At 28.3% G+C, this 26,979-nt stretch carries 16 protein-coding genes, 1 tRNA gene and 1 other RNA gene; 9 read left to right on the top strand and 9 right to left on the bottom strand.

Annotated features, from left to right (window positions below):
• The 7 genes from lnt (at position 1) to rodA (ending at position 10,139) form a co-directional block, all read left to right on the top strand.
• Positions 1 to 1,533, top strand: a complete 1,533-nt coding sequence (gene lnt, locus M9396_RS00850; RefSeq protein WP_250256754.1) for an apolipoprotein N-acyltransferase — start codon at positions 1 to 3, stop codon at positions 1,531 to 1,533.
• Between the two features lie 274 nt (positions 1,534 to 1,807).
• Complete coding sequence (leuS, locus tag M9396_RS00855) at positions 1,808 to 4,423, top strand: leucine--tRNA ligase (RefSeq protein WP_250256755.1); 2,616 nt, start codon at positions 1,808 to 1,810, stop codon at positions 4,421 to 4,423.
• Positions 4,424 to 4,487: 64 nt separating this feature from the next.
• Positions 4,488 to 4,991 (top strand): LPS assembly lipoprotein LptE, encoded by a 504-nt coding sequence (gene lptE / locus M9396_RS00860; RefSeq protein ID WP_250242374.1) that lies wholly within the window; start codon positions 4,488 to 4,490, stop codon positions 4,989 to 4,991.
• A gap of 64 nt (positions 4,992 to 5,055) precedes the next feature.
• Positions 5,056 to 6,084, top strand: coding sequence for a DNA polymerase III subunit delta (gene holA / locus M9396_RS00865; RefSeq protein ID WP_250256756.1), 1,029 nt, complete (start codon positions 5,056 to 5,058; stop codon positions 6,082 to 6,084).
• 583 nt (positions 6,085 to 6,667) lie between these two features.
• Positions 6,668 to 6,985, top strand: coding sequence for a ribosome silencing factor (gene rsfS, locus M9396_RS00870; protein WP_250242368.1), 318 nt, complete (start codon positions 6,668 to 6,670; stop codon positions 6,983 to 6,985).
• 127 nt (positions 6,986 to 7,112) lie between these two features.
• Positions 7,113 to 8,963: a peptidoglycan DD-transpeptidase MrdA gene (gene mrdA / locus M9396_RS00875; RefSeq protein WP_250256757.1), complete on the top strand. Its 1,851-nt coding sequence runs from the start codon at positions 7,113 to 7,115 to the stop codon at positions 8,961 to 8,963.
• Between the two features lie 63 nt (positions 8,964 to 9,026).
• Positions 9,027 to 10,139 carry a rod shape-determining protein RodA gene (gene rodA, locus M9396_RS00880; RefSeq protein WP_250256758.1) on the top strand — a complete coding sequence of 371 codons (1,113 nt, stop codon included), beginning with the start codon at positions 9,027 to 9,029 and terminating at the stop codon, positions 10,137 to 10,139.
• A 457-nt stretch (positions 10,140 to 10,596) separates the two neighbouring features.
• Here the strand turns inward: rodA and M9396_RS00885 are convergent, their stop codons facing one another.
• A complete protein-coding gene (locus M9396_RS00885; protein WP_250256759.1) occupies positions 10,597 to 11,538 on the bottom strand; it encodes a DMT family transporter in 942 nt (313 codons plus the stop codon).
• A gap of 177 nt (positions 11,539 to 11,715) precedes the next feature.
• Positions 11,716 to 11,789, bottom strand: a tRNA-Arg gene (locus tag M9396_RS00890).
• 176 nt (positions 11,790 to 11,965) lie between these two features.
• On the opposite strand from M9396_RS00890, the gene folD reads away from it, so the two are divergent.
• Positions 11,966 to 12,826 (top strand): bifunctional methylenetetrahydrofolate dehydrogenase/methenyltetrahydrofolate cyclohydrolase FolD, encoded by an 861-nt coding sequence (folD, locus tag M9396_RS00895; protein WP_250256760.1) that lies wholly within the window; start codon positions 11,966 to 11,968, stop codon positions 12,824 to 12,826.
• Between the two features lie 43 nt (positions 12,827 to 12,869).
• On the opposite strand, the gene cysS is transcribed toward folD, so the two are convergent.
• A complete protein-coding gene (cysS, locus tag M9396_RS00900; RefSeq protein ID WP_250256761.1) occupies positions 12,870 to 14,276 on the bottom strand; it encodes a cysteine--tRNA ligase in 1,407 nt (468 codons plus the stop codon).
• A gap of 378 nt (positions 14,277 to 14,654) precedes the next feature.
• Between cysS and M9396_RS00905 the strand changes: the two genes are divergently transcribed.
• Entirely contained in the window at positions 14,655 to 15,407 is a 753-nt protein-coding gene (locus M9396_RS00905; protein WP_250256762.1) for a UDP-2,3-diacylglucosamine diphosphatase, read from the top strand.
• 892 nt (positions 15,408 to 16,299) lie between these two features.
• On the opposite strand, the gene adk is transcribed toward M9396_RS00905, so the two are convergent.
• The 6 genes from adk to pmbA form a co-directional block, all read right to left on the bottom strand.
• Positions 16,300 to 16,959: an adenylate kinase gene (gene adk / locus M9396_RS00910; RefSeq protein WP_250256909.1), complete on the bottom strand. Its 660-nt coding sequence runs from the start codon at positions 16,957 to 16,959 to the stop codon at positions 16,300 to 16,302.
• Between the two features lie 422 nt (positions 16,960 to 17,381).
• Positions 17,382 to 19,478 (bottom strand): DNA polymerase III subunit gamma/tau, encoded by a 2,097-nt coding sequence (gene dnaX / locus M9396_RS00915; RefSeq protein ID WP_250256763.1) that lies wholly within the window; start codon positions 19,476 to 19,478, stop codon positions 17,382 to 17,384.
• A gap of 70 nt (positions 19,479 to 19,548) precedes the next feature.
• Entirely contained in the window at positions 19,549 to 20,103 is a 555-nt protein-coding gene (apt, locus tag M9396_RS00920; protein ID WP_250256764.1) for an adenine phosphoribosyltransferase, read from the bottom strand.
• A 903-nt stretch (positions 20,104 to 21,006) separates the two neighbouring features.
• An RNA gene (gene ffs / locus M9396_RS00925) (signal recognition particle sRNA small type) lies at positions 21,007 to 21,098 on the bottom strand.
• 749 nt (positions 21,099 to 21,847) lie between these two features.
• A complete protein-coding gene (gene lon, locus M9396_RS00930; protein WP_250256765.1) occupies positions 21,848 to 24,214 on the bottom strand; it encodes an endopeptidase La in 2,367 nt (788 codons plus the stop codon).
• Positions 24,215 to 25,552: 1,338 nt separating this feature from the next.
• Positions 25,553 to 26,893 (bottom strand): metalloprotease PmbA, encoded by a 1,341-nt coding sequence (pmbA, locus tag M9396_RS00935; RefSeq protein WP_250242344.1) that lies wholly within the window; start codon positions 26,891 to 26,893, stop codon positions 25,553 to 25,555.
• Positions 26,894 to 26,979 lie beyond the last annotated feature (86 nt).

Here is a 26,979-nt window from a genome sequence, read left to right on the forward strand (position 1 = left end):
ATGATTTTTGTTGTTACTACATATTATAAATATAAACAATATTTTGGGTTTTTTATAGTGTTGTTATTTGGAGCATTCGGTATTTTAGGGTTTTCTCCATATAATTTTTGGCCAGCTAGTATTATCTCCTTAACTGTTTTTTTAAAAACAATTTTAGATTCTACATGGAAAAAAGCCGCATGGAATACATTTTTTTGGGGTATTGGATTTTTTGGTAGCGGGTTACAATGGATCTATATAAGTATAGACCAATTCAGTAATATGTGTAACTGTATCAATATTTTATTAATTGTTTTTTTGGTGTTGTATCTGATACTATTTCCTATATTATTTTCTGTTTTATTGTCGCTGATACAATCATATACAACTATATGGTGCGCAGTAAGCGTTGCTCCAGTGATATGGTCAATTGTTGAATATATCAGGGGGCATATGCTCACCGGATTTCCATGGCTACAATTTGGATATAGTCAAATTGATGGTCCCCTCAAAGGTATTGCCCCTATTTTTGGTGTAGAAGGCATTACATTTACTCTTATTTTAATCAGTGGATTATTGGCTGTTTCTATCAAAAGAGCACAATTATCGTCAGTGACCATATCTTTCGGAATATTATTATTGTTATCACTCTTAACACAAATACAATGGTATCATTTGCAGCCACAACGCGCTGTTCACGTTTCTTTGGTGCAAGGTAATATTGATCAACATATAAAATGGAATTCTAATTATGTAGAAAAAATACTGCAGACATATATAAACCATACCTTACCTTTACTTGGCAAAACAAAAATAGTTATTTGGCCTGAGTCAGCTATTCCGGGAAATGAAATTGAACATAATACAATTTTAACATTATTAGATCATAAATGTAGACAATCTCAAACAAATTTAATTACCGGGATTATTGGAATACGTTGCACTCAAAACTATTATCATTACTATAATAGTGTTATAGTACTAGGAGAATCTGAATCCTATAAATATCCGAATCGTAATCGATATGATAAACATCATTTAGTGTTATGGTCTGAAAAGTTTCCATTTCAAAGATTTTTTAAACCGCTACTGAATCTTTTTAATGTACCTGTGCCTTTTATGCAAGAAGGTTGTTATTTTCAACCACAATTGAGTGTATCGTGCGTAAAAATGACTACTGCTATTTGTTATGAAATAATTCTTGGCAAACAAATACGTGATAATTTTAAATCTGATACTGATTTTTTATTAACTGTTGCAAATAACGCGTGGTTCGGTCATTCTATTGGACCATGGCAGTGTTTCCAAATGGCTCGTATGCGTGCCTTAGAATTAGGAAGACCTTTATTATGTAGTACAAATAATGGAATTACTGCGATTGTTAATGCAGATGGTTCTCTGCAAGCACAACTTCCTCAGTTTATTTCTGCAGTGCTTAGTGACAAGGTCATTCCAACCACAGGTTGGACACCATATGCAAAATTTGGATCCGGTTTTTTTTTAGGCATTATTATATATATATTTCTAATTTTTAAATGCAAAAATTATGTATAATTTTAAAAAATTTTTATCAAATCTTCAAAATGAAGAAGTATATAATTACACAGAAATCTCAAAGAGTATATGCTATACTTTTTATTAAGTATTAAAATAAACGTTTCTTATAAAATAAGGAACAAAATTGATCAAATGTTATTAATTACGTATATATTGTTATATACTCGCTTTTTTTTGGATAAAAATAATGTTTATTTAGAAAATATTAATATTTGTAATTAACTACAATTATTAATTAATTAACATTTTTTAATTTATTGTGATATTTATTATGCGTAAATCATATTCTCCAAGAGATATTGAAAGTGTTGTTCAAAAATATTGGCATAAAAATAAGACTTTTGCAGTAACAGAAGACAGTAATAAAGAAAAATATTATTGTTTATCTATGATTCCTTATCCATCTGGAAACTTACATATGGGGCATGTGCGTAATTATACAATTGGAGATGTAATCTCTCGATATCAACGCATGCTTGGAAAAAATGTATTACAACCTATAGGATGGGATGCTTTTGGATTGCCTGCAGAACATGCTGCAATTAAAAATAATACAAACCCATCAATCTGGACATACTCTAATATTAGTTATATGAAAAGTCAATTGCAATCATTAGGGTTTGCTTATGATTGGGATAGAGAGCTTATAACTTGTCACCCAGAATATTATCGATGGGAACAGTGGTTTTTTACTATATTATATAAAAAAGGTTTAGTATATAAAAAAACTGCATCAGTAAACTGGTGCTCATATCATAAAACGGTTTTGGCTAATGAGCAAGTTATTAATAATTGCTGTTGGCGTTGTCATACCCCTGTAAAATATAAAAGAATTCCGCAATGGTTTATAAGAATTACTAATTATGCGGATCAATTGTTACATGGATTAGATCAATTAGAACATTGGCCTGAAAAAGTAAAAGTTATGCAACGAAATTGGATTGGGCGTTCAGAAGGAGTAAATGTTACTTTTAAAATTGAAAATTCTAATGATACATTGACAATATATATGACTCGATTAGATATTTTCATGGGAATTACTTATTTAATCATATCTACAGATCATCCAATAGCATTGCAGGTGGCAAAAATTGATTTAAATGTAGCTCATTTTATTCAAAAAAATGACGATTCTTATACTAAATTAAACAAAAAAAATAGTTTTTATTTTGAAAAAAAAGGAATTCCTACTCATATCTATGCGATACATCCGATTACTAATAGTAAATTACCAATTTGGGTAGCCAATTTTGTAATACCTATGGAGTATGATGGAATAGGAGCAGCTATATCAATTCCAGCTCATAATCAACAAGATTGGGAATTTGCTCATAAATATGATCTGCCAATAAAACCTGTTATAAAGAATCTGGATGCAATTAAACCAAATATTGCGATGCAAGCAATGACTTGTGATGGTGGGATATTATTTAATTCTGGTGAATTCGATGGATTAAGTTCTTGTACTGCGTCTAACGCGATTGTCAAATCGTTAATTGCGCGTGGTGTAGCCCAACATAAAGTGAATTATCGCTTAAAAGATTGGGGTATTTCGCGTCAACGTTATTGGGGGGTTCCTATCCCCATGGTAACATTATCTAATGGCATTGTTAAGCCAGTACTATTGGATCGATTGCCAGTAATTCTTCCAAAAAATATGTCAACTATACAACGAAGTAACGATGGATATGTCAATCATTCTTTAAAAATGTATCCTAACTGGATTCAAACCACTTATAAAGGGCAAACAGCCATTCGTGATACTGATACTTTTGATACTTTTATGGAGTCATCTTGGTATTATGCTCGTTATACTTGTCCTCATTATAATGAAGCTATGTTAAATGTGCATGCTGCTAATTATTGGTTGCCAGTTGATCAATATATAGGTGGAATTGAACATGCTATTATGCATTTATTGTATTTTCGATTTTATCATAAACTAATGCGTGATGAAGGATTAGTGTATTCTGATGAACCTGCAATACGTTTATTATGTCAAGGTATGGTATTAGCAGACTCTTTTTATTATACGTCTCCTAATGGCCAACATATATGGGTAGATCCAACTAATGTTACAATAAAACGTGATAGAATAGGAGGCATTATCAAAGCCATTGATAAAAATGGACGTGATTTAATTTATGCTGGAATGTGTAAAATGTCAAAATCAAAAAATAATGGTATTGATCCAAATATAATTATTGAAAAATATGGCGCAGATGCAGTGCGGTTTTTTATAATGTTTGCTGCTCCCATTGAAGCACCATTGGAATGGAAAGAATCTGGAATAGAAGGTGCACAGCGTTTTCTGAAACGTATTTGGAACTTAATATATCGTCATATCCAAGATGGACCTGTAGATGTATTACGTATTGTAATACTGAATCATGCTCAAAAATTTATTCGATACAATGTACATAAAACTATAGAAAAAGTTACTGACGATATTGATCGTAGGCAATCATTTAATACTGCTTTATCGGCTATTATGAAATTAGTAAAAAAATTATACAACGCCCCTAAAACAAGCATGCAAGATAGAGCAGTATTACAAGAAGCTTTATTGGTAATAGTGAGGATGCTATATCCATTTACTCCACATATTAGTTTTATTTTATGGAAAGCCTTAGGAGGATCTGAAGATATCGATAATGCAACATGGCCTATTGTAGATACACAAGCGATACAAAATGACAGAACGCTCGTTCTAGCACAAGTGAATGGAAAGATGCGACATAAAATTTTTGTGCCGTTAAATAGTGATAAGAATGTAGTTTATAAACTGTTAGAAACAGAGGGAGTTTTAAATAAATATCTTATTGGAAAAAAAATAAATAATATAATTTATGTTCCAAATAAAGTGATCAATATCATTGTAAAGTAGTAATATACTGGAGATTGCTCATATAAAAAAAATTATTTTTTTAATGATTGTAAGTGTTTTGATTGTGATTATCTTTACAGGTTGTGGTTATCGATTATATACAGATATAACCATACAAAAATTACGAACAAATAATATAAGATCTATAATATTATGCAGTTATGACCCATTTGGTCCGATCACTCGAGCTATAATGACTGAGTTGTACGCAAGTCATATTGATATTTTTGATGATTTAAATGATTTACATGATCATGTATGTACACGAGAGGCACAGATTCCTCGTTTAAATATCATCAATGCTTCAGAAAAACATATAACCACTTCTGTATTTCAAAACGGAAAAGAGGCTGGATATCGATTGACATTGAGTATACAAACTCATTTATTCATTCCAAACAGAAATGATTGCCCCATCAGTGTTTACGTGTATCGTTCACTGATAAGAAATCCTGAAAAAGCTTTATTTAATGACACACAAGAAAATAATATTCGTAAAGAAATATATCGAGATGCAGCTCAACAGCTGATATATCAATTATTTCTGCGATGTGAAAACTTTAGTTAGGATATGTTGTAAAATTATTTTTTATATTTAATATAAATTTTTTATTTCACCATTAAAATATATTATGATTTGGATATACCCAGAACAATTGTTTATAGAATTGAAAAAAGAGTTGAAATCTGTTTATGTATTATTAGGGAATGATTCTTATTTTTTAGGAGATAGTTATCTGAATATTGTTAATACAGCCAGAATGCTAAATTTCAATGAATCTGTTAATATAGCATTGGATACGTATTCTGATTGGGAGAATATATTTAATTTTTTCAGGGTATCAAGTTTATTTGAAAAACGCAGAATATTATCCCTGAAATTTCCTCAAAATTATCCTGTTGCTATTTTAAAAGAAAACGTACCTTTATTATTCTCATTTCTTCATGATGATTTAGTATTAATTTTATATATTCATGAATCAAATCAAATTAATAAAAATAATATTTGGTTACAATGTTTTAACAAAATAGGAATGTTCGTTGATTGCAGCACTCCTACGCATACACGCTTGATAATGTGGATAGAAAATCAAGCTAAAAATATGAAACTTGTTATAGAAAATTTATCTTGTCAATTATTATGTTATTATTACGAAGGTAATTTAACATTATTAAATCAAACGTTGCAGAATTTGTCTTTAATCTATCCTGATGGAAATTTAAATTTTATTCGTGTAAAAAAAATAGTAACTGATTCAGCATTTTTTAACATGAATCATTGGATAGAATCGATTTTAACAGGCAACAAACAACGTGCTGATCGTATTCTAAAAAAATTGGAATATATAGGTGTCGATTTAGAACTATTATTATGCAAAATTAGATCTGAAATACTGATGATAACTAATATGAAATACAATATGGTACAAGGAAAATCATTATTTAATTTGTTAAAAAAATATAAAATATATAGCAAGTATCATTGTATGTTATTATCTAGAGCCGTTAATCGATTAAGTTTATACCAATTACATCAAGCAATAGAATTGTTAGCGCAAATAGAATTAATATATAAAAAGGATTATATTGTTTTGTCACGATCAAGTTTTGAACTATTATCACTCATATTATGTTACGATAAAAAGGTTGCGCTTAAATAATGATTTTAGTCTAAATACGTTAGCCGTGTTTATAATAGAATTTTTATAAATCTTATTTATTAGATGATTTGCGATAATTATTTATTTAAAACACATGCTTATATAAAAATATAAGCATGTGTTTTTTTTGTTATCCAAAATAATTCATAATAAAGATATTGATGATTTTGCTTGATTATATTGATGTGTTTAAAATAATTTTTCAATTTTTTATTAAAAATAGTTATATGTGGATATAAATTGAGAAACTTATAATTATTATGCAATAAGATAATGATATCGTATACATTTAGTACGATGATACATGTTCATAATTGAATATTTAACGGAATAATATTTTTATTTAGGCTACATAAAAACAACAAAACACAATAATAATTTGCCATTTACCGCATTTCTACAATAAATATAGATTTATAATGTTGTTTTTTATTAGAATTAACAATGTTAATAATTCTACATTTATCTTAAAAGTTAAAAATTGATAAGATAATTATTGTATTATTTAATCAAATGCCATACATTATCTGTATATTAAAACAGTAGAAAAGTCACACGTAAATACATATTTAGGCATTAAATCGTGCAATCCGATGTTCTGAAAGAATTTATAGTTAATGTTATACATAACATACAGGGACGAGATGTTGCATGTTTTGATATGTCTGGTAAAACTAATATTACAGATATTATGATTATTTGTACTGGTATGTCTCGTCGTCATGTAATTTCTATATCTCAAGATATATTGCGTAAATCTCGTGGTTTAGGGTTACAGCCTTATGGTGCAGAAGGTATGCGCATTGGTGAATGGGTTTTAGTAGATCTAGGTGATTTAGTTATACATGTAATGCAAAAAGAAATTCGTAAATTATATGAATTAGAAAAGCTTTGGAACTAAACATAAATTATAAATATCTGTTTAGGATGTAGTATTTACGTGTGTATAGCAATCAATGCATCTATTAAATAAGTATATAATTATTTATATCGATGATTAATATTAGATATAAATAGATTTTGATTAAATGAAGTCCAATGGTCGTCAAATTTTTCATAATTATTCAGCTGAGTCGTTGTTGTTTGCGCGTCGTATAACAATTGCATCTGTTTTTGTGTTATTGATTATTAGCATTTTATTTATTCATCTATATCAAATACAGATAATTCATTTTGATATGTATACTACTCGTTCTAATGAAAATCGTATTAAGATTATTCCTATTCCTCCTAAAAGGGGAATTATTTATGATCGTAATGGAATAGCTTTAGCATTAAATCGTACTATTTACCAATTAGAAATAGTTCCAGAACATGCAACTGATTTAAGCCATACGATTCATGAGTTGAAATTATTACTAAATTTAAGTGATCATGATATAGAATGTTTTGAAAAAACTCGGAAACGTTCTACCCAATTCGTTTCGTTGCCTATCAAAATTGATTTAACGGAAGAACAACAAGCTCGATTTGCTGTTAATAGGTTTAGGTTTTCCGGGGTAACAATCAAAAGTTATCAACGTCGTTACTATCCTTATGGATCCGATGTAACTCATGTTATCGGATACGTCGCTAAAATTAACGGGGAAGATATAAAAAGATTGAATAAGCAGGGTATTTTGGGTAAGTATGTTGCAGCTCCTAATATAGGAAAATTAGGTATTGAACGCTATTATGAAAATATTCTACATGGGACGCCAGGATATGGAGCTGTAGAAATAAATAATCGCGGAAAAGTGATTAGAGAATTATATAAAAAATCTCCGATACCAGGAAAAAATATTATTTTAACATTAGATCTGAATTTACAACAGTACATTATAAAGTTATTAGTAGGAAATAGGTCTTCTGTAATAGTTGTTGACCCTCGCAACGGAGGAATTCAAGCTTTAATTTCGCATCCTAGTTATAATCCAAACTTGTTTGTTAACGGTATCTCCAATACAGAATATAGCATTTTATTAAAGGATAACAATTGTCCTTTACTTAATCGTGCCACCCAAGGGATGTACCCTCCTGCATCTACAGTAAAACCTTATATTTCTGTATCTGCTTTAACATTAGGGGTGATTAATCAGAATTTTTTGTTTTCTGATCCTGGTTGGTGGCAATTACCTGGTTCAGAAAAACGTTTTCGTGATTGGAAGCGTTGGGGGCATGGCGAACTAAATATTACGAAAGCTCTTGAAGAATCTTCTGATACTTTTTTTTATCAAATAGCCTACAAAATGGGAATAGATAATTTATCAGAATGGATGAATAAATTTGGATATGGTAGATATACTGGCATCGATCTATTCGAAGAATTAACTGGTGTGATGCCGACCAAGGCATGGAAAATACAACGTTTTAAGCAACCATGGTATCAAGGAGATACGATACCGGTAGGAATTGGGCAAGGGTATTGGACTGCTACTCCTATACAAATGTCTAAAGCTTTAATTACTTTAATTAATGACGGTAACGTGCGCATTCCACATTTACTTGATAGTGTTTTATTAGAAAAAAATTGTGTTCCATACCATCAAACGGAATGTAATCAAGTAGGTGACCCAAAATCAAATGTATGGAAAATCGCTAAAGATGGAATGTTCGGAGCAGCTAATCGTCCAAATGGCACAGTAAGTAGGAGTTTTTTTGGCGCTTCATATAAAGCAGCAGCGAAATCTGGTACAGCACAATTATTTAATTTAAAAAGTAACCAAAATTATGATCCAAGCAAGATTTCTGAATCTCTTAGGGATCATAAATTGATGACTGCTTTCGCTCCATACGAAAATCCCACGGTAGCTGTGGTAGTAATTTTAGAAAACGCTAGGATTGGAGTATCAATAGGATCAATTACAAGAAAAATATTTGATTATATTTTATTGCAATAAATAAACATTGAATTGAGTTTTTTTTATTTATTTTGTTAATCTAACTAATTATCGTAATGCATCATGAGTCAAATTATTTGGAAAAATTCATTATGGAATAAATACCATATTGATTTAACATTATTTCTGTTGATTATTTGTTTATTATTATACGGAACGTTCATAATGTGGAGCGCGTGTGGTCAAAATTTTGAAATGATGCGACTAAAAGTGTTTCAAATTATAGGAGGGTTATTGTTGATGTTTTTTTTAGCACAAGTTCCACCCAGAGCTTATGAATTTTGGACGCCGTATATATATTTTTTATGTCTTATATTATTAATATCAGTCAATATAAATGGTCAAATTAGCAAAGGAGCTCAACGTTGGTTAGATTTTGGTATCATAAGATTTCAACCATCAGAAATAGTTAAGATTTCTGTTTTGCTCATGGTAGCGCGTTATATTGATAAAGAGCAGCATCCTCCATCCTTAAAAAATGTTGGTATCGTACTATTATTAATTATGATTCCTACCATATTTATGTTGTTACAACCAGATTTAGGCACAGCAATTTTAACAGTTAGTTCTGGATTTTTTGCACTATTTTTATCTGGAATTAGTTGGAAATTAATTGTGTTTACATTATTACTCATGGGTTTATTTGCTCCTATATTTTGGTTTTTTTGTATGCACGATTATCAGCGCTCTAGAATAGAGATATTATTACATCCAGAAATCGATCCGCAAGGCGCTGGGTATCATATTATTCAGTCAAAAATTGCTATCGGTTCAGGGGGTTTCACTGGGAAAGGATGGCTACATGGGACACAATCACAGTTAGAATTTTTACCAGAACGTCATACTGATTTTATTTTTTCAGTGATAGGAGAAGAACTAGGATTTTTTGGGGTATTAATATTATTGTTACTATATTTAGGGATTATACTGCGTGGACTCCTTATTGCTGTTAACACGCAGCATATGTTTGGGCGATTAATTATTGGAAGTTTTATGTTAGTATTGTTTATGTATATATTCGTAAATATTGGTATGGTTAGCGGGCTACTACCAATAGTGGGTATTCCGTTGCCATTAATAAGTTATGGTGGTTCATCTCTATTAGTATTAATGGCAGGGTTTGGCATTGTTATGTCAATAAATGGACACAGAAAAATGATTTCTAAAATCTTATGAATTAGCAAACGCTATATAATAAGTTATCAACTTTATTATATACATATTATTAATTTTGCTAAAATTTTAAGAATCTAAAAAAAATGACACAAGTATATATGTACTTGGTTATTTTTTCAAAAAAATTAAAATAATAATAATTAATATAAATGCAATAATTTAATATCAATAATATTAAGAAATAATATGATGTTATGGGTTCATGTGCACATAATCTAATCAATATGTAATTATATTAAATGGGTAAATAAAGATGCGTTATTAACAGATTTGAACTTATATAAATAATAAATGTATTAAATGATTGTATGTATGAGTATTGTCATCGTTTATTATTGATTATAGTTAATTTGGTGCATATATGAGTTTTATTTGTTGTACATTAAAATGACATGCTCTGTTTTAAAAATTCTTCTAATTATTTATTTAAAAATCAATAATTTTTTTAAAAATTATTTTAGTGTGTGTTCTTACGAATTTGCATGATACATGTAACTCCAGAAATTAGTAAGAACATTCCAATTAAAATTAAGGGAGATGGCCATAATTGTTGATGTATGCATGAATATATTAAACCTGCTACAGTTTCCACCACAATTAATGGTCCTATTAATGTTGTTGGCAATCTTTGGCTAGCTTCGTTCCAAAAGAATGTGCCTAACCAAGAACAACAGAATCCAATTAATACCATCAAAAAAATAAAAAAAATTGGTCTAGGCCCGAAGGGTAATGCAAATTCATCTTGAATCAGATCTGAACAGCAGATACATACAAAAAAATAAACGAGACACGATAGTGGTAATGTAACCATTCCTTGTGCATTAGCCCAAGTCATAGGCTTATTGTGTGGATGTGTTTTTAACCAATGTGCATTCCTTAATGCGTACCATGTCCAACATAAAACGGAAACAATTGCTAAAATTATTCCGCTTGCGTATTGCCATATATTAAGTATAAAGAATTCAGATCGCAATTCAGAAATGTTTACACATAATAAGCCCGTTCCCATTAGACACAATGATATCAGCAAAGTATGATTTGGTAATTTTTGTTCATTAGGAGAAATGATATGTGTTGTTACAGTTAACATTAGAGGTAATGTGCCGATAATAGCGGTTGAAATTGGAACACCGATGCGTTGAATAGCACTTGTTAAACAAGTATAATATACTAGATGACCTGTTAAAACTAATTTTATTGCTTCTAACCAATCTTTTAATAATAATTTGCGTAAACGTGCTCTATCATACCATGATAGTGGCAATGAAATTAATCCAAACGCAATATAACGACCCGATGCTTGTAATATACTGGGGTATTCTGGTATTAATAAAGGACCTATAAAAATCAATCCCCATAATAATCCTGAGATTACAGCAAAAACAATTCCTAATATCATGATATTTTTATTATACTAATGAAATATGCTCGATACTATTATTTATTAGAAATCTATTTTTATTAAATCAAAAGTATATATTATCAAGTATACACATTTTCATTAAACCATTTTATATGAATTATTTAATTAAGACTGATTTATGCAATTGATGTGACCAATTATATATGATGATAATGCGCCCTATAGGATTCGAACCTATAACTTACAGCTTAGAAGGCTGTTACTCTATCCAATTGAGTTAAGGGCGCGTCACTTATATATTTTACTAAATAATTATTCTCTTTTCGAGATATCTTATTAGATCAAATATTTTTTTTAAGAAGTATATGCTTAGAGAAAGTATATAATTTAAAATTAATAGTAATATATATTACAGAAAATAATATCATGGTGTTAGTATATAATTTATTGGATACATTTTAAAATGATCGCTAAGATAATTGATGGTAAATATGTTTCTGAAAAAATAAAACAAGAAATAGCTAAACAAGTGCGTAAAAATATGAATTCCGGAAAACGCGCTCCAGGATTAGCTATGATTCTAGTAGGACATAATCCAATTTCTCAGATATATGTAACTAACAAGAAAAAAGCATGTGAACAAGTAGGTTTGATTTCATTTCTTTATACTTTGCCGATTACGGCTACTGAAAATGAGATTTTTCAATTGATTGAAACTTTAAATAATGACCATCGTATAGATGGTATTTTAATTCAGTTGCCATTACCAAATAAGTTAAATAAAATAAGTGTTTTAGAACATATTGCTCCTGATAAAGATGTAGATGGTTTTCATCCATATAATGTCGGGCGTTTATGTCAACGATCTCCTACATTACGTCCTTGTACTTCTCGAGGTATTATAACTTTGTTAGAATGGTATAATATAGATATGTTTGTATTACATGCGGTCGTAGTTGGAGCATCAAATATTGTTGGTCGGCCTATGACTATGGAATTATTATTGGCAGGTTGTACGGTATCTGTTACTCATCGTTTTACTCAAAATTTGAAAATATACATTGAAAATGCTGATTTATTAATTGTGGCAGTGGGTCAAGCAAATTTTATTCCTGGTAGTTGGATAAAACAAGGGGCTATAGTAATAGATGTTGGTATTAATCGATTAAATAACGGAAATATAGTGGGTGATGTTCACTTTTCTAGCGCTTATGAACGAGCTGCATACATTACTCCTGTTCCCGGTGGAGTAGGTCCAATGACGGTAGTAACACTTATTCAGAATACTTTGCAAGCTTATGATGATCATCATTTGGTAAGATAATTCTTATTTATTCCATTTTTAATTATTTTTATTACTATTTATATTATTTGCAATGCCATTTCGTTATCCCTGTAGACCCATCTTCCAATGTTATTCCCATAACGGTTAATTTTTTTCGTATGCTATCAGCTAATTCCCATTGCTTATTTTTTCGTGCAACTTCGCGGCATTGAATTAATTTTTGAATTTTTTCAAAATGACAATTTTTGTTATGTTTTGATGTTATTTGTTTTAAGAAAATTTCTGGATTTTGATGTAACAATCCGATAGTATTTGCTAAATATTTTAAGGTAGATGCCATACCTTGAGTAAGTGAATGACCTTTAATTTTTAAATTATTTAATCTATGTGCTATGTCAAATAATACTGAGTATGCCTCTGGTGTATTGAAGTCGTCATTCATTTTAGAAATAAATTTTGATATAAAATATTCTCCTCCATTAGGTTGGATTGTAGGATTAGTATCTCGTAAAGCTATGTACAGCCGTTTTAAAGATGTTTGTGCGCTTTTAAGATTATCGTCATTATAGTGTAATTGACTGCGATAATGAGCGGACATTAAAAAATATCTTATTGTTTCAGGATCATAATGTTTTAAAATATCACGTATGGTAAAAAAATTATTTAATGATTTTGACATTTTTTCATAGTTTAATAACAAAAGACCAGAATGCATCCATATATTTGCATAAGAAGTCTCATTAGCGCATACAGATTGAGCAATTTCGTTGTCATGATGTGGAAAAATTAAATCTGATCCTCCACCATGAATGTCTATTTGGTTGCCGAAAATGGAATAATTCATAGCAGAACATTCAATATGCCATCCTGGACGTCCTGATCCCCATGGAGATGACCAACACGGCTCACCTGGTTTATTATTAGATGTTGTTTTTTTCCACAATACAAAATCCATAGGGTTTTTTTTTATATTTGATATTTTTAAGATATTATCATGTATTTCAGGCGAATTTTCTTTGTTAGATAAGACACCGTAATTGCGCATAGTTTTTACAGAAAACATTATATCCCCATTAGGGGCAATATATGCATGTTTTTTTGAAATTAACAAACAAATGAATTTAATGATTATATCAATATGTTCAGTTACTTTTGGTTCATAATTTGGGCGCAATATACTTAATGCATCCAAGTCTAAATGCATTTCTTGAATCATACGATTCGTTAATTGTTCGGTAGTTTCGTTATTTTCATAAGCTTTTTTTATAATTTTATCATCTATATCTGTAATATTGCGGACGTAATCCACCTGATATCCGCAATGACGTAAATAGCGAATAATACTATCGAATACTATAAATGTTCTGGCATGCCCGAGATGGCATAAATCATAAACTGTAACACCACAAACATATATTTTAATTTTACCAGCATTAATAGGTATAAACTTTTCTTTTTTTTTTGTTAAGGTATTAAAAATTTTAAGCATTTTAATTTATTTTACAATATACGCGGCGATATATTGATCTTTAGTATATAAGCCTCATAGGTTTAATAGGATCTTTAAACAATATTATATATCAATCTAATTAGTTGAGTATTGGGAATCATCGCTTTCATATACAAAACATAAAATATGTTATCTTAATCATAAGCATATGACAATGTTTATTCATAGTCAGTATAATTATAATTAACAATCATATGACACGATTTAATTGTGTACACTATAATTCGTATATAGCGTGGTGTGTATTTGTAATAAACATTTATATTTAATTATTAAATTTTTAACGAATAGTTTGGATCTGGAATGTTAAAAATGTGATAATAATCATAACCATTATTATTCAATATATGTGTGCATATGTCTATTTTATTTATTTCAGATGTTCATTTATCTGCTAAATCCCCATATATTACTGATGGGTTTTTGCGTTTTTTAAATTATCGCGCAATGCGCGCTAAATCTCTTTATATTTTAGGAGACTTGTTTGAAACTTGGTTAGGAGATGATGATTGTAATCTATTACATATTAATATCGCCAAAGCTTTGAAAGCATTAAATCAAAAAAGAATTTCGTGTTATTTTATTCATGGAAATCATGATTTTTTATTAGGACAGAAGTATGCTAGAGAATGCGGAATGACGTTATTATCTTCTAATCAAGTTTTAAAATTAGCATCAGGAAAAAAAATAATCATTTTACATGGAGATATTCTTTGTTCCAATGATAATTCATATCAATTATTTAGAAAATGTTTACGTCATATTATAGTACAGAGGTTATTTTTATCGCTACCATTATCCATACGCTCACGAATATTTAGTGCTATACGTTCATGTTGCGTACAACACACAAAATACAAATCAAAAAAAAAATTAAATATTAATTTAAAAACGGCTACAGATATTTTAATTCAGAATCATGCGGATATTATGATTCACGGACATACTCACCAACCTGCGATTCATAAGATTTACAGATCCAAAAAAGATGTTTTTAGAATAATAGTGCTGGGATGTTGGGATAAATACGGTTCAATGATAGAAGTAAATGAAAAAAATAATGATATCCTATTTACAGAATTTCCATTAGATGAAACAATAAAATATTAAATTTAGAATTTTTATATTAATCGTAAAAAATATCTATATATGTTATACAACTATTTTTATGGGAAATAACAATATTATTGTTTAAAGTAATGTTAAACATGATGTTAAGATGCACATACTCTTTCTTTATAGTATATGTATGAGATATAATAAATAGGAGTTTTTATTGCATGTACTCATTAAGATTATTTAGATATGTATGTGTGGTGTCTTTTTGTTAAGAATAAATGTTTTAACTATGGTTGTGTTTGCAGATTTCTTATAGCGCTTGTGTTATTACTTTATAATACAAAAAAAATTATTAATAAGCATTTAATTAAATAAACGTGAGTGCTATTATAGATTACTCATTTTTATTGTTAAAAGATAGTTTATTAAATTAATTAACAGAATTTAAACTTATCTTATTTAAAAATAGAATAGAAAATATAATATGCTTTTTTTGAGATATAATGGCATTATGCGTTCCGTATTCTAATATAGACATAGAAATTATATTAAAAGAAGTCAATATAATCAATGTTTTTATATTTGTTGAATACATTTTATTATACTACATATAATACTTAGAATAAAATTTCTTATTATATTTTTTATATGAATTTTAAAATAATTTATATATCCATAATGTTGTGTTGAATGTTTATTATTTGATGGAAGATCTAAGTATTTAATTATAAAAGTAATATATCCATTATCGTGTTTCTGATTAATTAGTATTTAGTGTCCTTTTATATATGTAAATTAATTATTAATATATGGTTACATTTTTTTTGGAATCAAACCATAACGTATAATTGTTATCCTATCAATTATACGTTGTTATTATCTATAATGAATGATATTTAATTATCAATAATAAAACTGAAATGATGAGAAATGATAATAAGTATCATGAACTAATGATATTAATTAATTCTTTGTAGATTTCAGAGATGTCACGATTTCCATCAACAGAAAAATATTTTATTTTTTTATATTTCGATTCTTCTCGATAATAATCTAACACTGGTTCAGTGTGTTGGTGGTAATTACTTAATCGTTTACGTATAGCTTCTTCGTGGTCATCTTTTCGAGTAGTTAAAATTTCTCCGGTAATATCATCTAATCCATAATTTCTAGGTGGATTGAATTTAATATGATAAGTTCTTCCAGATCTTGCATGTATTCTTCGGCCTACAATACGATCAATAATTATAGAATCTGATGCAAAAAATTCTATGACGTAATTTATAAAAATTTTACATTGTTTCATAGATTTTGCTTGCAAAATTGTTCTAGGAAAACCATCTAATAAAAATCCATTACGACAGTCATGTTGATTAATACGTGTTTTAATTAATTGCACCATAAATTCATCATTTACTAAATCCCCAGTATGCATAATCTTTGTTATATTTTTATGAAATTTATAGGATTTATGTGCACTTTTAGTTAGTTCTTGACGTAACATCGTGCCTGTAGAAATATTTGGAATGTTATACTTGTTTGCAATAAGATGAGCTTGCGTTCCTTTTCCGGATCCAGGAGGACCTAAAAATATAATACGTATCAAATTTAATTCTCAATAAAATTATAAAAATTTAGCAAATAATGCTTATTATATATCAAAATATTATCTACTCAGATATAAGTAGTAGCGTTTTATCCAAATATATATTTAAAAATATTAAAATTTATATTAATTTGATTTCAACAATTATTATTGTATCATAACTAAAATATAAAGTTATATTTTATTAACTGATTACTTTTTAGATTATAAGAGTAATGTTTCTATTTATACTGACTAAATAGTCAATCAACAATTAAATATATAAAATATATAATTAATTATTATAAAAAATCATGATAGTAGTTTTATTAATTAATATCAATTTCACATTTTTAAAAATGTGAAATTGATATTAATTTGCTATATTACATCATAATTTAGATATAATTGAGAGATAGTATATTTTATTTAATTAATTTTTACAGGTTTTTATTCTGATCGTAAAGTACTTGAATATCATTTTCATCTATTTCGGCATCAAAAAAAGATTTAATCATTTTAACGTACGGATCACTTGAAAATTCTTGTTTTATTAATGATATTTTTTCTTTATATAGAGCATGTAAATGTTCCATTGGTGTTTTTATTGCATAATTGTCATCTTTTTTTATATGTAATTTTATTGGTATACCCATATTATTGCTGAGTGATTTTTGTATGATATTACGGAGTTCTGTAGAATCTAAATGTTGGTAATCAGAACGAACATGTAAGCATATTTCATCTGAAGAAATTTTTTCTTTCCACGAATTCATAACTAATTTTTTTGCTAATTTTGGTAATGACAAACAATATATTTGTGATATCCATAAATCATTTTTTATTGCTTTTTGCAGTATTTCTTGTATGAAATCGGGCATATTTCGATAGTTTTTATGCAGGTTTTCCTTATCATTACTGTTATTACTAAATTCTAAATATCCTGATAAATTTTTATTAATTTTATCGAAACGATCAAAACTATTTTTTAAAATTATTGTATTAATACTGGCAAATCGTTCTAATATATCTTTTATTTTTTTTTGAGATTCTAAAGTTAAATTTGATTTCTTTTTTATTACATTTAACTTGTTACGTTCTTTATATTGTAATAGCTTTGATCGAGCTTCTAATATTATAGAAGTAATATCTGTAGTCTCTCTATTAGAGACAGATCTTGAAATTTTGGGTTTGGTATTATCCAAATGTAATTCGGATTTTTTAAAATTTAAGAGTAATAGATTATTTGTTTTTTTTAATTTTTCTGTATTTAATACATTCTTACTACCTTGATTATGATTTTTTTTTTGAAAAGGATCAGTAGCAATATATTGTGTATCATTAGTATTTATCTCAGCTTTATTATCTGAGCATATAGATTTTGCAAGTATACTATCATCACCATTATCATTACCATTTTTTTTGTTTGCTATGTCTACATCAGGACGAAAAGCTAATGCTCGTAACATGGTCATTTCTATTCCCATGCGATGACTAGGAGCGTAAGGTAATTCACGACGACCTATTAGAAATATTTGATAATATAATTGTACATTTTCTGGCGTAATACGATTACTTAATTTACGTATACGTTGATTGATATGTTGTACTACATTGTTATTCTCTTTTTGTACAGAATTTGACAGAAATTGACCTATAGCTATTTTCTGAAAGATAGTAAGAATTTCATTGAAAACATAATCCCAATGAATTCCCAAAACGGTCAAATTTTCAATTTGGTGCATAATATTATGTATATCTTCATCAATTAAGCTCTCAATTAAACATAATGGATGTTCGATATTCGATATACCAAACATGTTATTAATAACACTATTAGTTATCTCATTATTTCCTAAGACAATAGCTTGTTCTGCCAAACTAAGCGCGTCACGCATACTTCCTTTTGATGCATATGCTAATGATTCTAAAGCAGAAGTTTCTATGTTTATGTTTTCTTTATGAAAGATATATGTTAGTTGAGTTATAATTTGAGAAATATTTAGAGGTTTCAAGTAAAACTGTAAACATCGGGATAAGATAGTCTCCGGTAATTTTTGGTATTCAGTAGTAATCAAAATAAATTTAACATGTGCAGGTGGTTCTTCTAATGTCTTTAATAAGGCATTGAAACTATGACGTGATAACATATGTACTTCATCTATGAGATATACTTTAAAGCGACCCCGAGATGGCATGTATTGTACATTATCTAGAAATTCCCTAGTATCTTCTACTTTAGTGCGTGATGCTGCGTCTATTTCAATTAGATCAATAAAACAACCTAATTCAATATCTTTACAATTATTACATTGACCACACATGATATATGTTGTGCCTTGTTCACAGTTTAATCCTTTTGCGAATAATCGAGCAATAGTAGTTTTTCCTACTCCTCTTGTACCGGATAATATATAAGCATGGTGAATTTTATTTAATGAAAAAGTATGTGTTATTGCTTGAATGATGTGTTCTTGCCCTACAATATCAGAAAATTTTTTTGGACGCCACTTACGGGCGAGTACTTGATAACTCATAAGATACAGCTCATATAGTAATTATTATAAATATAGGAACTAAAACTTATTGGTTTAGTGGGATATATTTTTAATGATTCGAGAATGTCACTAAACTATAGGAATTTATTTCTATTTTCTTTAATAATGATTTTCCACCTAAATTTTCTAAATCTATTATAAATCCAGCATGATTTACTTCCCCTCCTAACCGTCTGATTAATTTTACTGTTGCTGCGATTGTTCCGCCCGTTGCTAGTAAATCATCTATAATTAAAACTTGGTCACCTGGAGTAATGGCATCGGTGTGTATTTCTAAGAATCCATTATCATATTCTAAAATATATGGCTCTCTAATAGTATCACGTGGTAATTTTCCTGATTTACGGGCTGGAATAAAACCTAGTTTCAGTATTAATGCTAATGGAGCGCTGAATAAGAATCCTCTAGCTTCTATGCCTACTACTTTATTTAATTTATGATTTCTATAATGATAGGCCAAAAGAGTAATGCTTGCTGAATATGCTTGAGGATTTTTTAACAATTCAGTGATATCTCGAAATAAAATGCCTTTTTTTGGATAATTAGGTACAAATTGGATACTTTTTTTGATCAATTCTAATTGTTGATCTGTAACATTTCTCATATTTTTTCAAAATAGAAACAATATTTATTTAGATTTGTATACATTTATATATAAATTTTTTGCCACTAAATTTTAGTAAACTACTTTATTCGTAAAACAATATTATATATTTGTATAATTTATAATATTGTTTTTTAATAAATATAATTTAAATATGATACATGTATCTTATATATATTTTTAGTGAAAATTTCAAGTATTTATTTTAAATAAATGAATATTTTTTATAAGAATATTTTAAATAGATTGGTATATAAATGTATATAATTGAAATATGTATTCAAATTATTTAGTTATTAATGATAAATGAGTACATGTTATTTTTTTTAAAAAAAAGCGTAAAATGATTATATAGTCAATATATAATGTATTTTAGGATAAAAAATTATTAAATTTGAATATATTTTTCAAATATTATGAGCAATTTGTAAATTTTTTGTTTAAACATATTTAATTATTTGTAAAAGATATTTTTTAGTGATATTAGTATCGAACTAATTTAGATATTTTTGGTGGATTGTTTATTTGTATCTGCAGCATCGTACATTCTAAAGATTAAAAATTATGGTTTTTAGTAAAAGCATAAAAAATTGAAAAATTAGTATGTTTGAGAAAATATAAAACTATAATGATAAATATGTTCTAAAAAAAATAAACACAACACTTGCAATAACGATATCTTGACTCATTTCTATTTCATGAGTCATATTTTTATATGACCAAATATCCATTTGGCAGATCAAACAAAGATGCTGATAAATATTTCTATTTTATTATTAAAAGAACAGATACATTATCACTACCCCTCTGGAAGTGAAAATATGCAGTTATATTTTATTTTTTTATTAATACGAAAAACTCATAAAAATTAAAATGCCACCTTACTTTTTACTTTATCGGGATGCTAAACAAAAATACCCATCGTAGTTCTTTATTACGGCTGCTTCTTTCCAGACCTGACCGATTTTTTAAAAATTATTATGGATAATTTGATAACATCCCTACGGAGATTATCTGTGATTATCTTAAATTTTTCAAGTAATAATTAAATATTTAAGTATAAGTAAAGATTTAAACTAAAAATACATTTTGTGTTTGTAATCATGTGGTTTAAAAATATTTTTTAATTTCGAAATTAGTTGATTAAAACGTCTATAATGTGATTTATGAAGTGTGTGTGACTAAGATGACAGGATTTTTGTATTTTAATTTTAATTTAATATGCCTTGACTGTAAAACAAAAAATTTTTAATTATTTGCATGGATTTCTTATTAATTACCATTTAATGCTAATAGTTAATATTGGTATTCAAAAAAAATATGTCAAATAGTTTGATTACTATTGTTCTTATCATCGAATAAAAATAAATACAGCGTACTTAGTAATGCTGAACATATAATTTAATGGAAATATCATAGTCGTTAGGCATATATAGTATATACAAAATTTTTTAAAATAATTAAAACACACTAACCATGGTATAAAAAAATGAGGAAGTGTTATACAAAAATATTAATTCTATTAAAATAACTTTTTTATTATTTAATCCATAATAATCAAAAATCAATAGTAATATTTAACTTTTTATGAATTTTTGTTAAAAAAATAAAAATTACTTCTATTTAATTAGAACATCATACTATAGTTCTTATATATATTTCATATGTGATTATTTTAATACAACAAATGATACACCTTATTTTTATTGTATCTCTATGTTTTTTTTACGAATTACACGATATGTCATACTAATGATGCTTTAGGTGTTATTTCAGAATTAAACGGGATATTTTGTAGCGCTAATATTAAAACTTCGTCTATTTGTTTGACTGGATGAATATCCAAATTATTAACTACAATAGCTGGCATATCTTCTAAATCGCGTTTGTTTTCATACGGTATTAATACTGTTTTAATGCCTCCTCGATGCGCAGCTAACAATTTTTCTTTTAATCCACCAATAGGTAATATTTGCCCCCTTAAAGTTATTTCTCCTGTCATCGCTACACTAGCTTTAACAGAATTTCCTGTTAAACAAGAAACTAAAGCAGTACACATAGCAATTCCAGCGCTTGGTCCGTCTTTCGGAGTAGCTCCTTCTGGTACATGTACATGAATATCTTTTTTTTCATAAAAATCAGTATTAATACCTAATTTATCTGCACGCGCTCTTACCACAGTCAATGCAGCTTGAATAGATTCTTGCATAACTTCACCTAAAGATCCAGTATATGTCAATTTTCCTTTTCCAGGAACACAAGCAGTTTCAATAGTTAAAAGATCTCCTCCTACTTCAGTCCAAGCTAATCCCGTAACTTGCCCTACACGATTTTCTTGATCTGCATGAGTACAATCGTAGCGTTGCACACCAAGAAAGTCTTTTAAATTATTTTTATCAATGCTTATGTGTCTTATTTTTTTATTCATTAAAAGCATTTTTACTGTTTTACGACATAATTTAGAAATTTCACGTTCTAAATTACGTACTCCAGCTTCGCGCGTATAATGTCTAATAATATTTACTAAAGCATCGTCTTGAATTGTTAGTTCTTCTGGTTTTAAAGCGTTACGCTCTATTTGTTTAGTAAATAAATGCTGTCGTGCTATATTTAACTTTTCATCTTCGGTATAACCAGATAAACGTATTACTTCCATTCGATCTAACAAAGGACTGGGAATATCCATTGAGTTAGAAGTAGCAACAAACATAACATCAGACAAATCATAATCTATTTCTAAATAATGATCATTAAAAGCAGTATTTTGTTCTGGATCTAATACTTCTAGCAAAGCAGCAGCTGGATCTCCACGCATATCTAAAGACATCTTATCTATTTCATCTAAAAGGAATAACGGATTCCTTACTCCAACTTTGGACATCTTTTGTATAAGTTTACCAGGCATGGATCCAATGTAGGTACGACGGTGGCCTCTAATTTCGGCTTCATCGCGCATACCACCTAAAGCCATACGTATATATTTACGTCCAGTTGCTTTGGCGATAGATCGCCCAAGTGATGTTTTACCTACTCCAGGGGGTCCTACTAAACATAAAATAGGGCCTTTAATTTTGTTTATTCTATTTTGTACTGCTAAATATTCTAAAATTCTATCTTTAACACGCTCTAATCCGTAGTGGTCTTTGTCCAGGCTTTCTTGAGCTTTAAGTAAATCTTTTTTCATTTTACTTCTTGCATGCCAAGGTACTGATAGTATCCAATCAATATATCCACGAACTACAGCAGCTTCAGCAGACATAGGGGACATCATTTTTAATTTTTGCCACTCTGATTCTACTTTTTTTCGTGCCTCTTTAGGCATTTTAGCTGCCTCTATTTTGCGTCTAAGAGATTCATTTTCGTCAATAACAGCATCTAGTTCTCCCAGTTCTTTTTGTATAGCTTTCATTTGTTCATTTAAGTAATACTCACGTTGGCTCTTTTCCATTTGTTTTTTTACACGATTGCGAATACGTTTTTCAACTTGTAATAATTCAATTTCTGATTCCATCATTGCTATTAAATATTCTAGTCTTTCTGTAACATCTGACATTTCTAAAATGGATTGTTTATCATCTAATTTGAGTGGCATATGAGCGGCGATGGTATCAGCAAGACGATCTGCATTGTCAATATTATTCAAGGATGTTAAAACTTCAGAGGGTATTTTCTTATTAAGTTTAAGAAATCCTTCAAATTGATTAATAACAGTGCGCATTAGAACTTTTTGTTCACGTTCGTTTAATTCGTTAGGATGAAAAAAAGCACTTGCTTGAGCTTTAAAGTGATTTCCAGTATCAATTAACTCAATGATACGGGCGCGCTCTAGTCCTTCTACTAATACTTTGACTGTACCATCTGGTAATTTGAGCATCTGTAATATTATAGATACTGTTCCAACTGAAAAAAGGTCATTAATACTTGGTTCATCGGTTGATGCTTCTTTTTGAGCTACTAACATAACTTTTTTGTCGTCATTCATGGCGGATTCGAGACATCTAATTGATTTGTCCCGACCAACGAATAACGGAATCACCATATGTGGATACACCACTACATCACGCAAAGGCAATACAGGGATTTCTATGCGCTCAGTTTGATCAGTATTCATAGAGCGATCTCTCTTGGTTATAACTTGTTAATATTATAACATCTTTGATATTCAGCTGCACCATTTTAATAACCAAATGCTTAAAAATATGGGGACAAATTAATTATATTCAACATCGAGCATTATGAAAAATAAAAAATAAATAATTATTTATACCGAATTTATTTTATTATTTAACATTTATTAGATTTTAATTACGTAAAAAAATTATTTTTATGTATTAAAACACGCTTAGTATTTTTAATAATTTAATTTTCATTAAAATATGTATATATAAGTATGTTCTAATAAAGCTATTAACTATTTTAATTTTTCAGATATAATTGTTTATTTTATTGAAAGTATATTAGTGTAATCAGTATTTCTGATATATATAGTTTTACATGCATGTAAAGTTAATCATGTTAACTTGATAAAACATTAAATCATATTTTTTAGATACCAAGTAATTAATTATTTTTTTTGAATAATAAATTTGTGTCTAAATAAGTGAATGTACTTCATAACATAATTAGATATCATATTATTATGAACAGATAATTTTTATCTGTCATCAGTAATTATAATTACAAGGTTTTAATTTAATTTAATAATAGAAATGCAACAATATTTGAATTTATGTGTAAATATGATGATATACCAAAATTTGGTAAAAGATTTATTTTTGTAAAACTATTTTTTAATGATGGTAGCAGACTATATTGATAAATAATTCTTGTTATTAATAGTTTTAGATGCGTAAATTGTCGATTATATAAAGATTGTATGATTATATGTTATCTCAATCAATTAACGTTTGTATAGATTAAGAGTATTTTATCTTCTATCATGTTGTGATGTGTTTTTATTATGTTTATAATTACTCAGAAGAGATTACTGTTTTTATTAATACTTTAATTAAATAATTAAAAAAATAATTATTTTTAAAAATTAAAGTTTTTGATGTTATTTGTATGTATGACTATTTCAATGGAAATTATGTTATCATTGATATTATTTATTTTCAGATAATGTGTAGATATAAATTCATATATTTAACAATTTTCTATTTTGATATTTTTTATTTATTATTTATTAAAACTTTAATTAAAATTAGATATATGTTAGTAGCGACCTAAATTAGAGAAGTTATAATTTATATACTCGATAATATTTATGTAATAATTAATTACATCTAAAAATATAATTAACTTTTAAAAAGTTATTCTTTACACTGTAAAACTATAAAATTTGTTAAATCGATACATTAATTTTATTGATTATGTATATCTGTGTATAACATGTATTTTTACGATTTAAAAAAAGATCTTTTCAGTAAAAATGTATGTAATTTTTATTTTAAATACCTGCTATTTTCATAGAAGATATTAAAACGGATCCACAATGAATATGATTACGTGTTTCAATATCGTGTCCAATAGCATCAATATTATAAAACATATCTTTTAGATTGCCAGCAATAGCAATTTCATTTACTGGATATTGAATATTCCCGTTTTCTACCCAAAAACCAGCTACTCCACGTGAATAATCTCCGGTAGTAATATTAATTCCTTGCCCCATTATATTAGTGACAACAAGGCCGCGTCGCATATTCTTAATTAATTCCACAAAACTTAAATTTTGATAACTAATATACCAATTATAGATGCCGTCAGCATGTCCAGTGTTTTTTAATCCCATTTTACGCGCAGAATAACTGTTTAAAATCCAACTATTTAATATACCATCTTCTACAATAGTGCGGTTTAAAGTTTGTACCCCTTCGCTATCAAATGGGGCCGAGCCCAATCCTTTTAATACATGTGGGCGTTCTTTAATTGATATCCAAGAAGGAAAAATTTTTTTCTTCAGATCATTTAATAAAAAAGTAGATTTACGAAATACATTATCCCCATGAATAGCACTTGCTAAATGGTGGAATAAACTTGTGGCTACTTCTGCAGAGAACAATACTGGAGATTCCATTGTTTTTAATTTTTTAGGATTTAAATGATTTAGAGCGCGTTGAGCACATTCTTGTCCAACCCATTCTGGTGAACGTAAATCATCAAATGAACGACTTAATGTATATGCATAATTTTGTTCCATAATATCATTGCTTGCAGCAATCACACCACAACATAAAGAATGTTGGCTACTGGTGTAACTTTGTAACATACCATGACTATTCCCGAAAACCTTAGTAGTAAAATAACTGCTAAATCTACCTCCTTCAGTATAAATTATACGTTTATCATATTTTAATGCTGTTTCTTCTGCTGTAGATGCTAGAGTCACTCCTAATTTAGTATCTAAACTAATTGGATGAAATAAGTCAAGATTCATAGAATTGAATGCTAATAGTTCTTTATCGGCAATTCCAGCATATGGGTCTGGAGAAGTATAAGATGCTATATCCGCTGCAGCTTCCACAGTACGGTTTATTGTTTTCTTATTTAAATCATTCGAAAGAGCATTGCCTTTTCGTTGTTGACGAAATATAGTTATGTCTAAGATACCGCGATTATTAAATTCTACATTTTCAAGTTTTCCGTAGCGAGTACTGACTGTGATTCCTGTAGTTTTAACTACTGAAACTTCCACTTCATTTGAATATGCATGTGCTAAACTTAATGTGTGATTTACTATATTTTCTAAAAAATTACGTTGTTGTATCACGTCATCTATGTCATTCATATTATCCTCCTGTAATAAGAATTCCTAATTAACATAAACGGCTCCTAATATGGATGTATATTTATTAACATCGGTTACCGATGTTA

The sequence above is a fragment of the Blochmannia endosymbiont of Camponotus modoc genome, assembly GCF_023585785.1.
GTDB lineage: Bacteria > Pseudomonadota > Gammaproteobacteria > Enterobacterales > Enterobacteriaceae > Blochmanniella.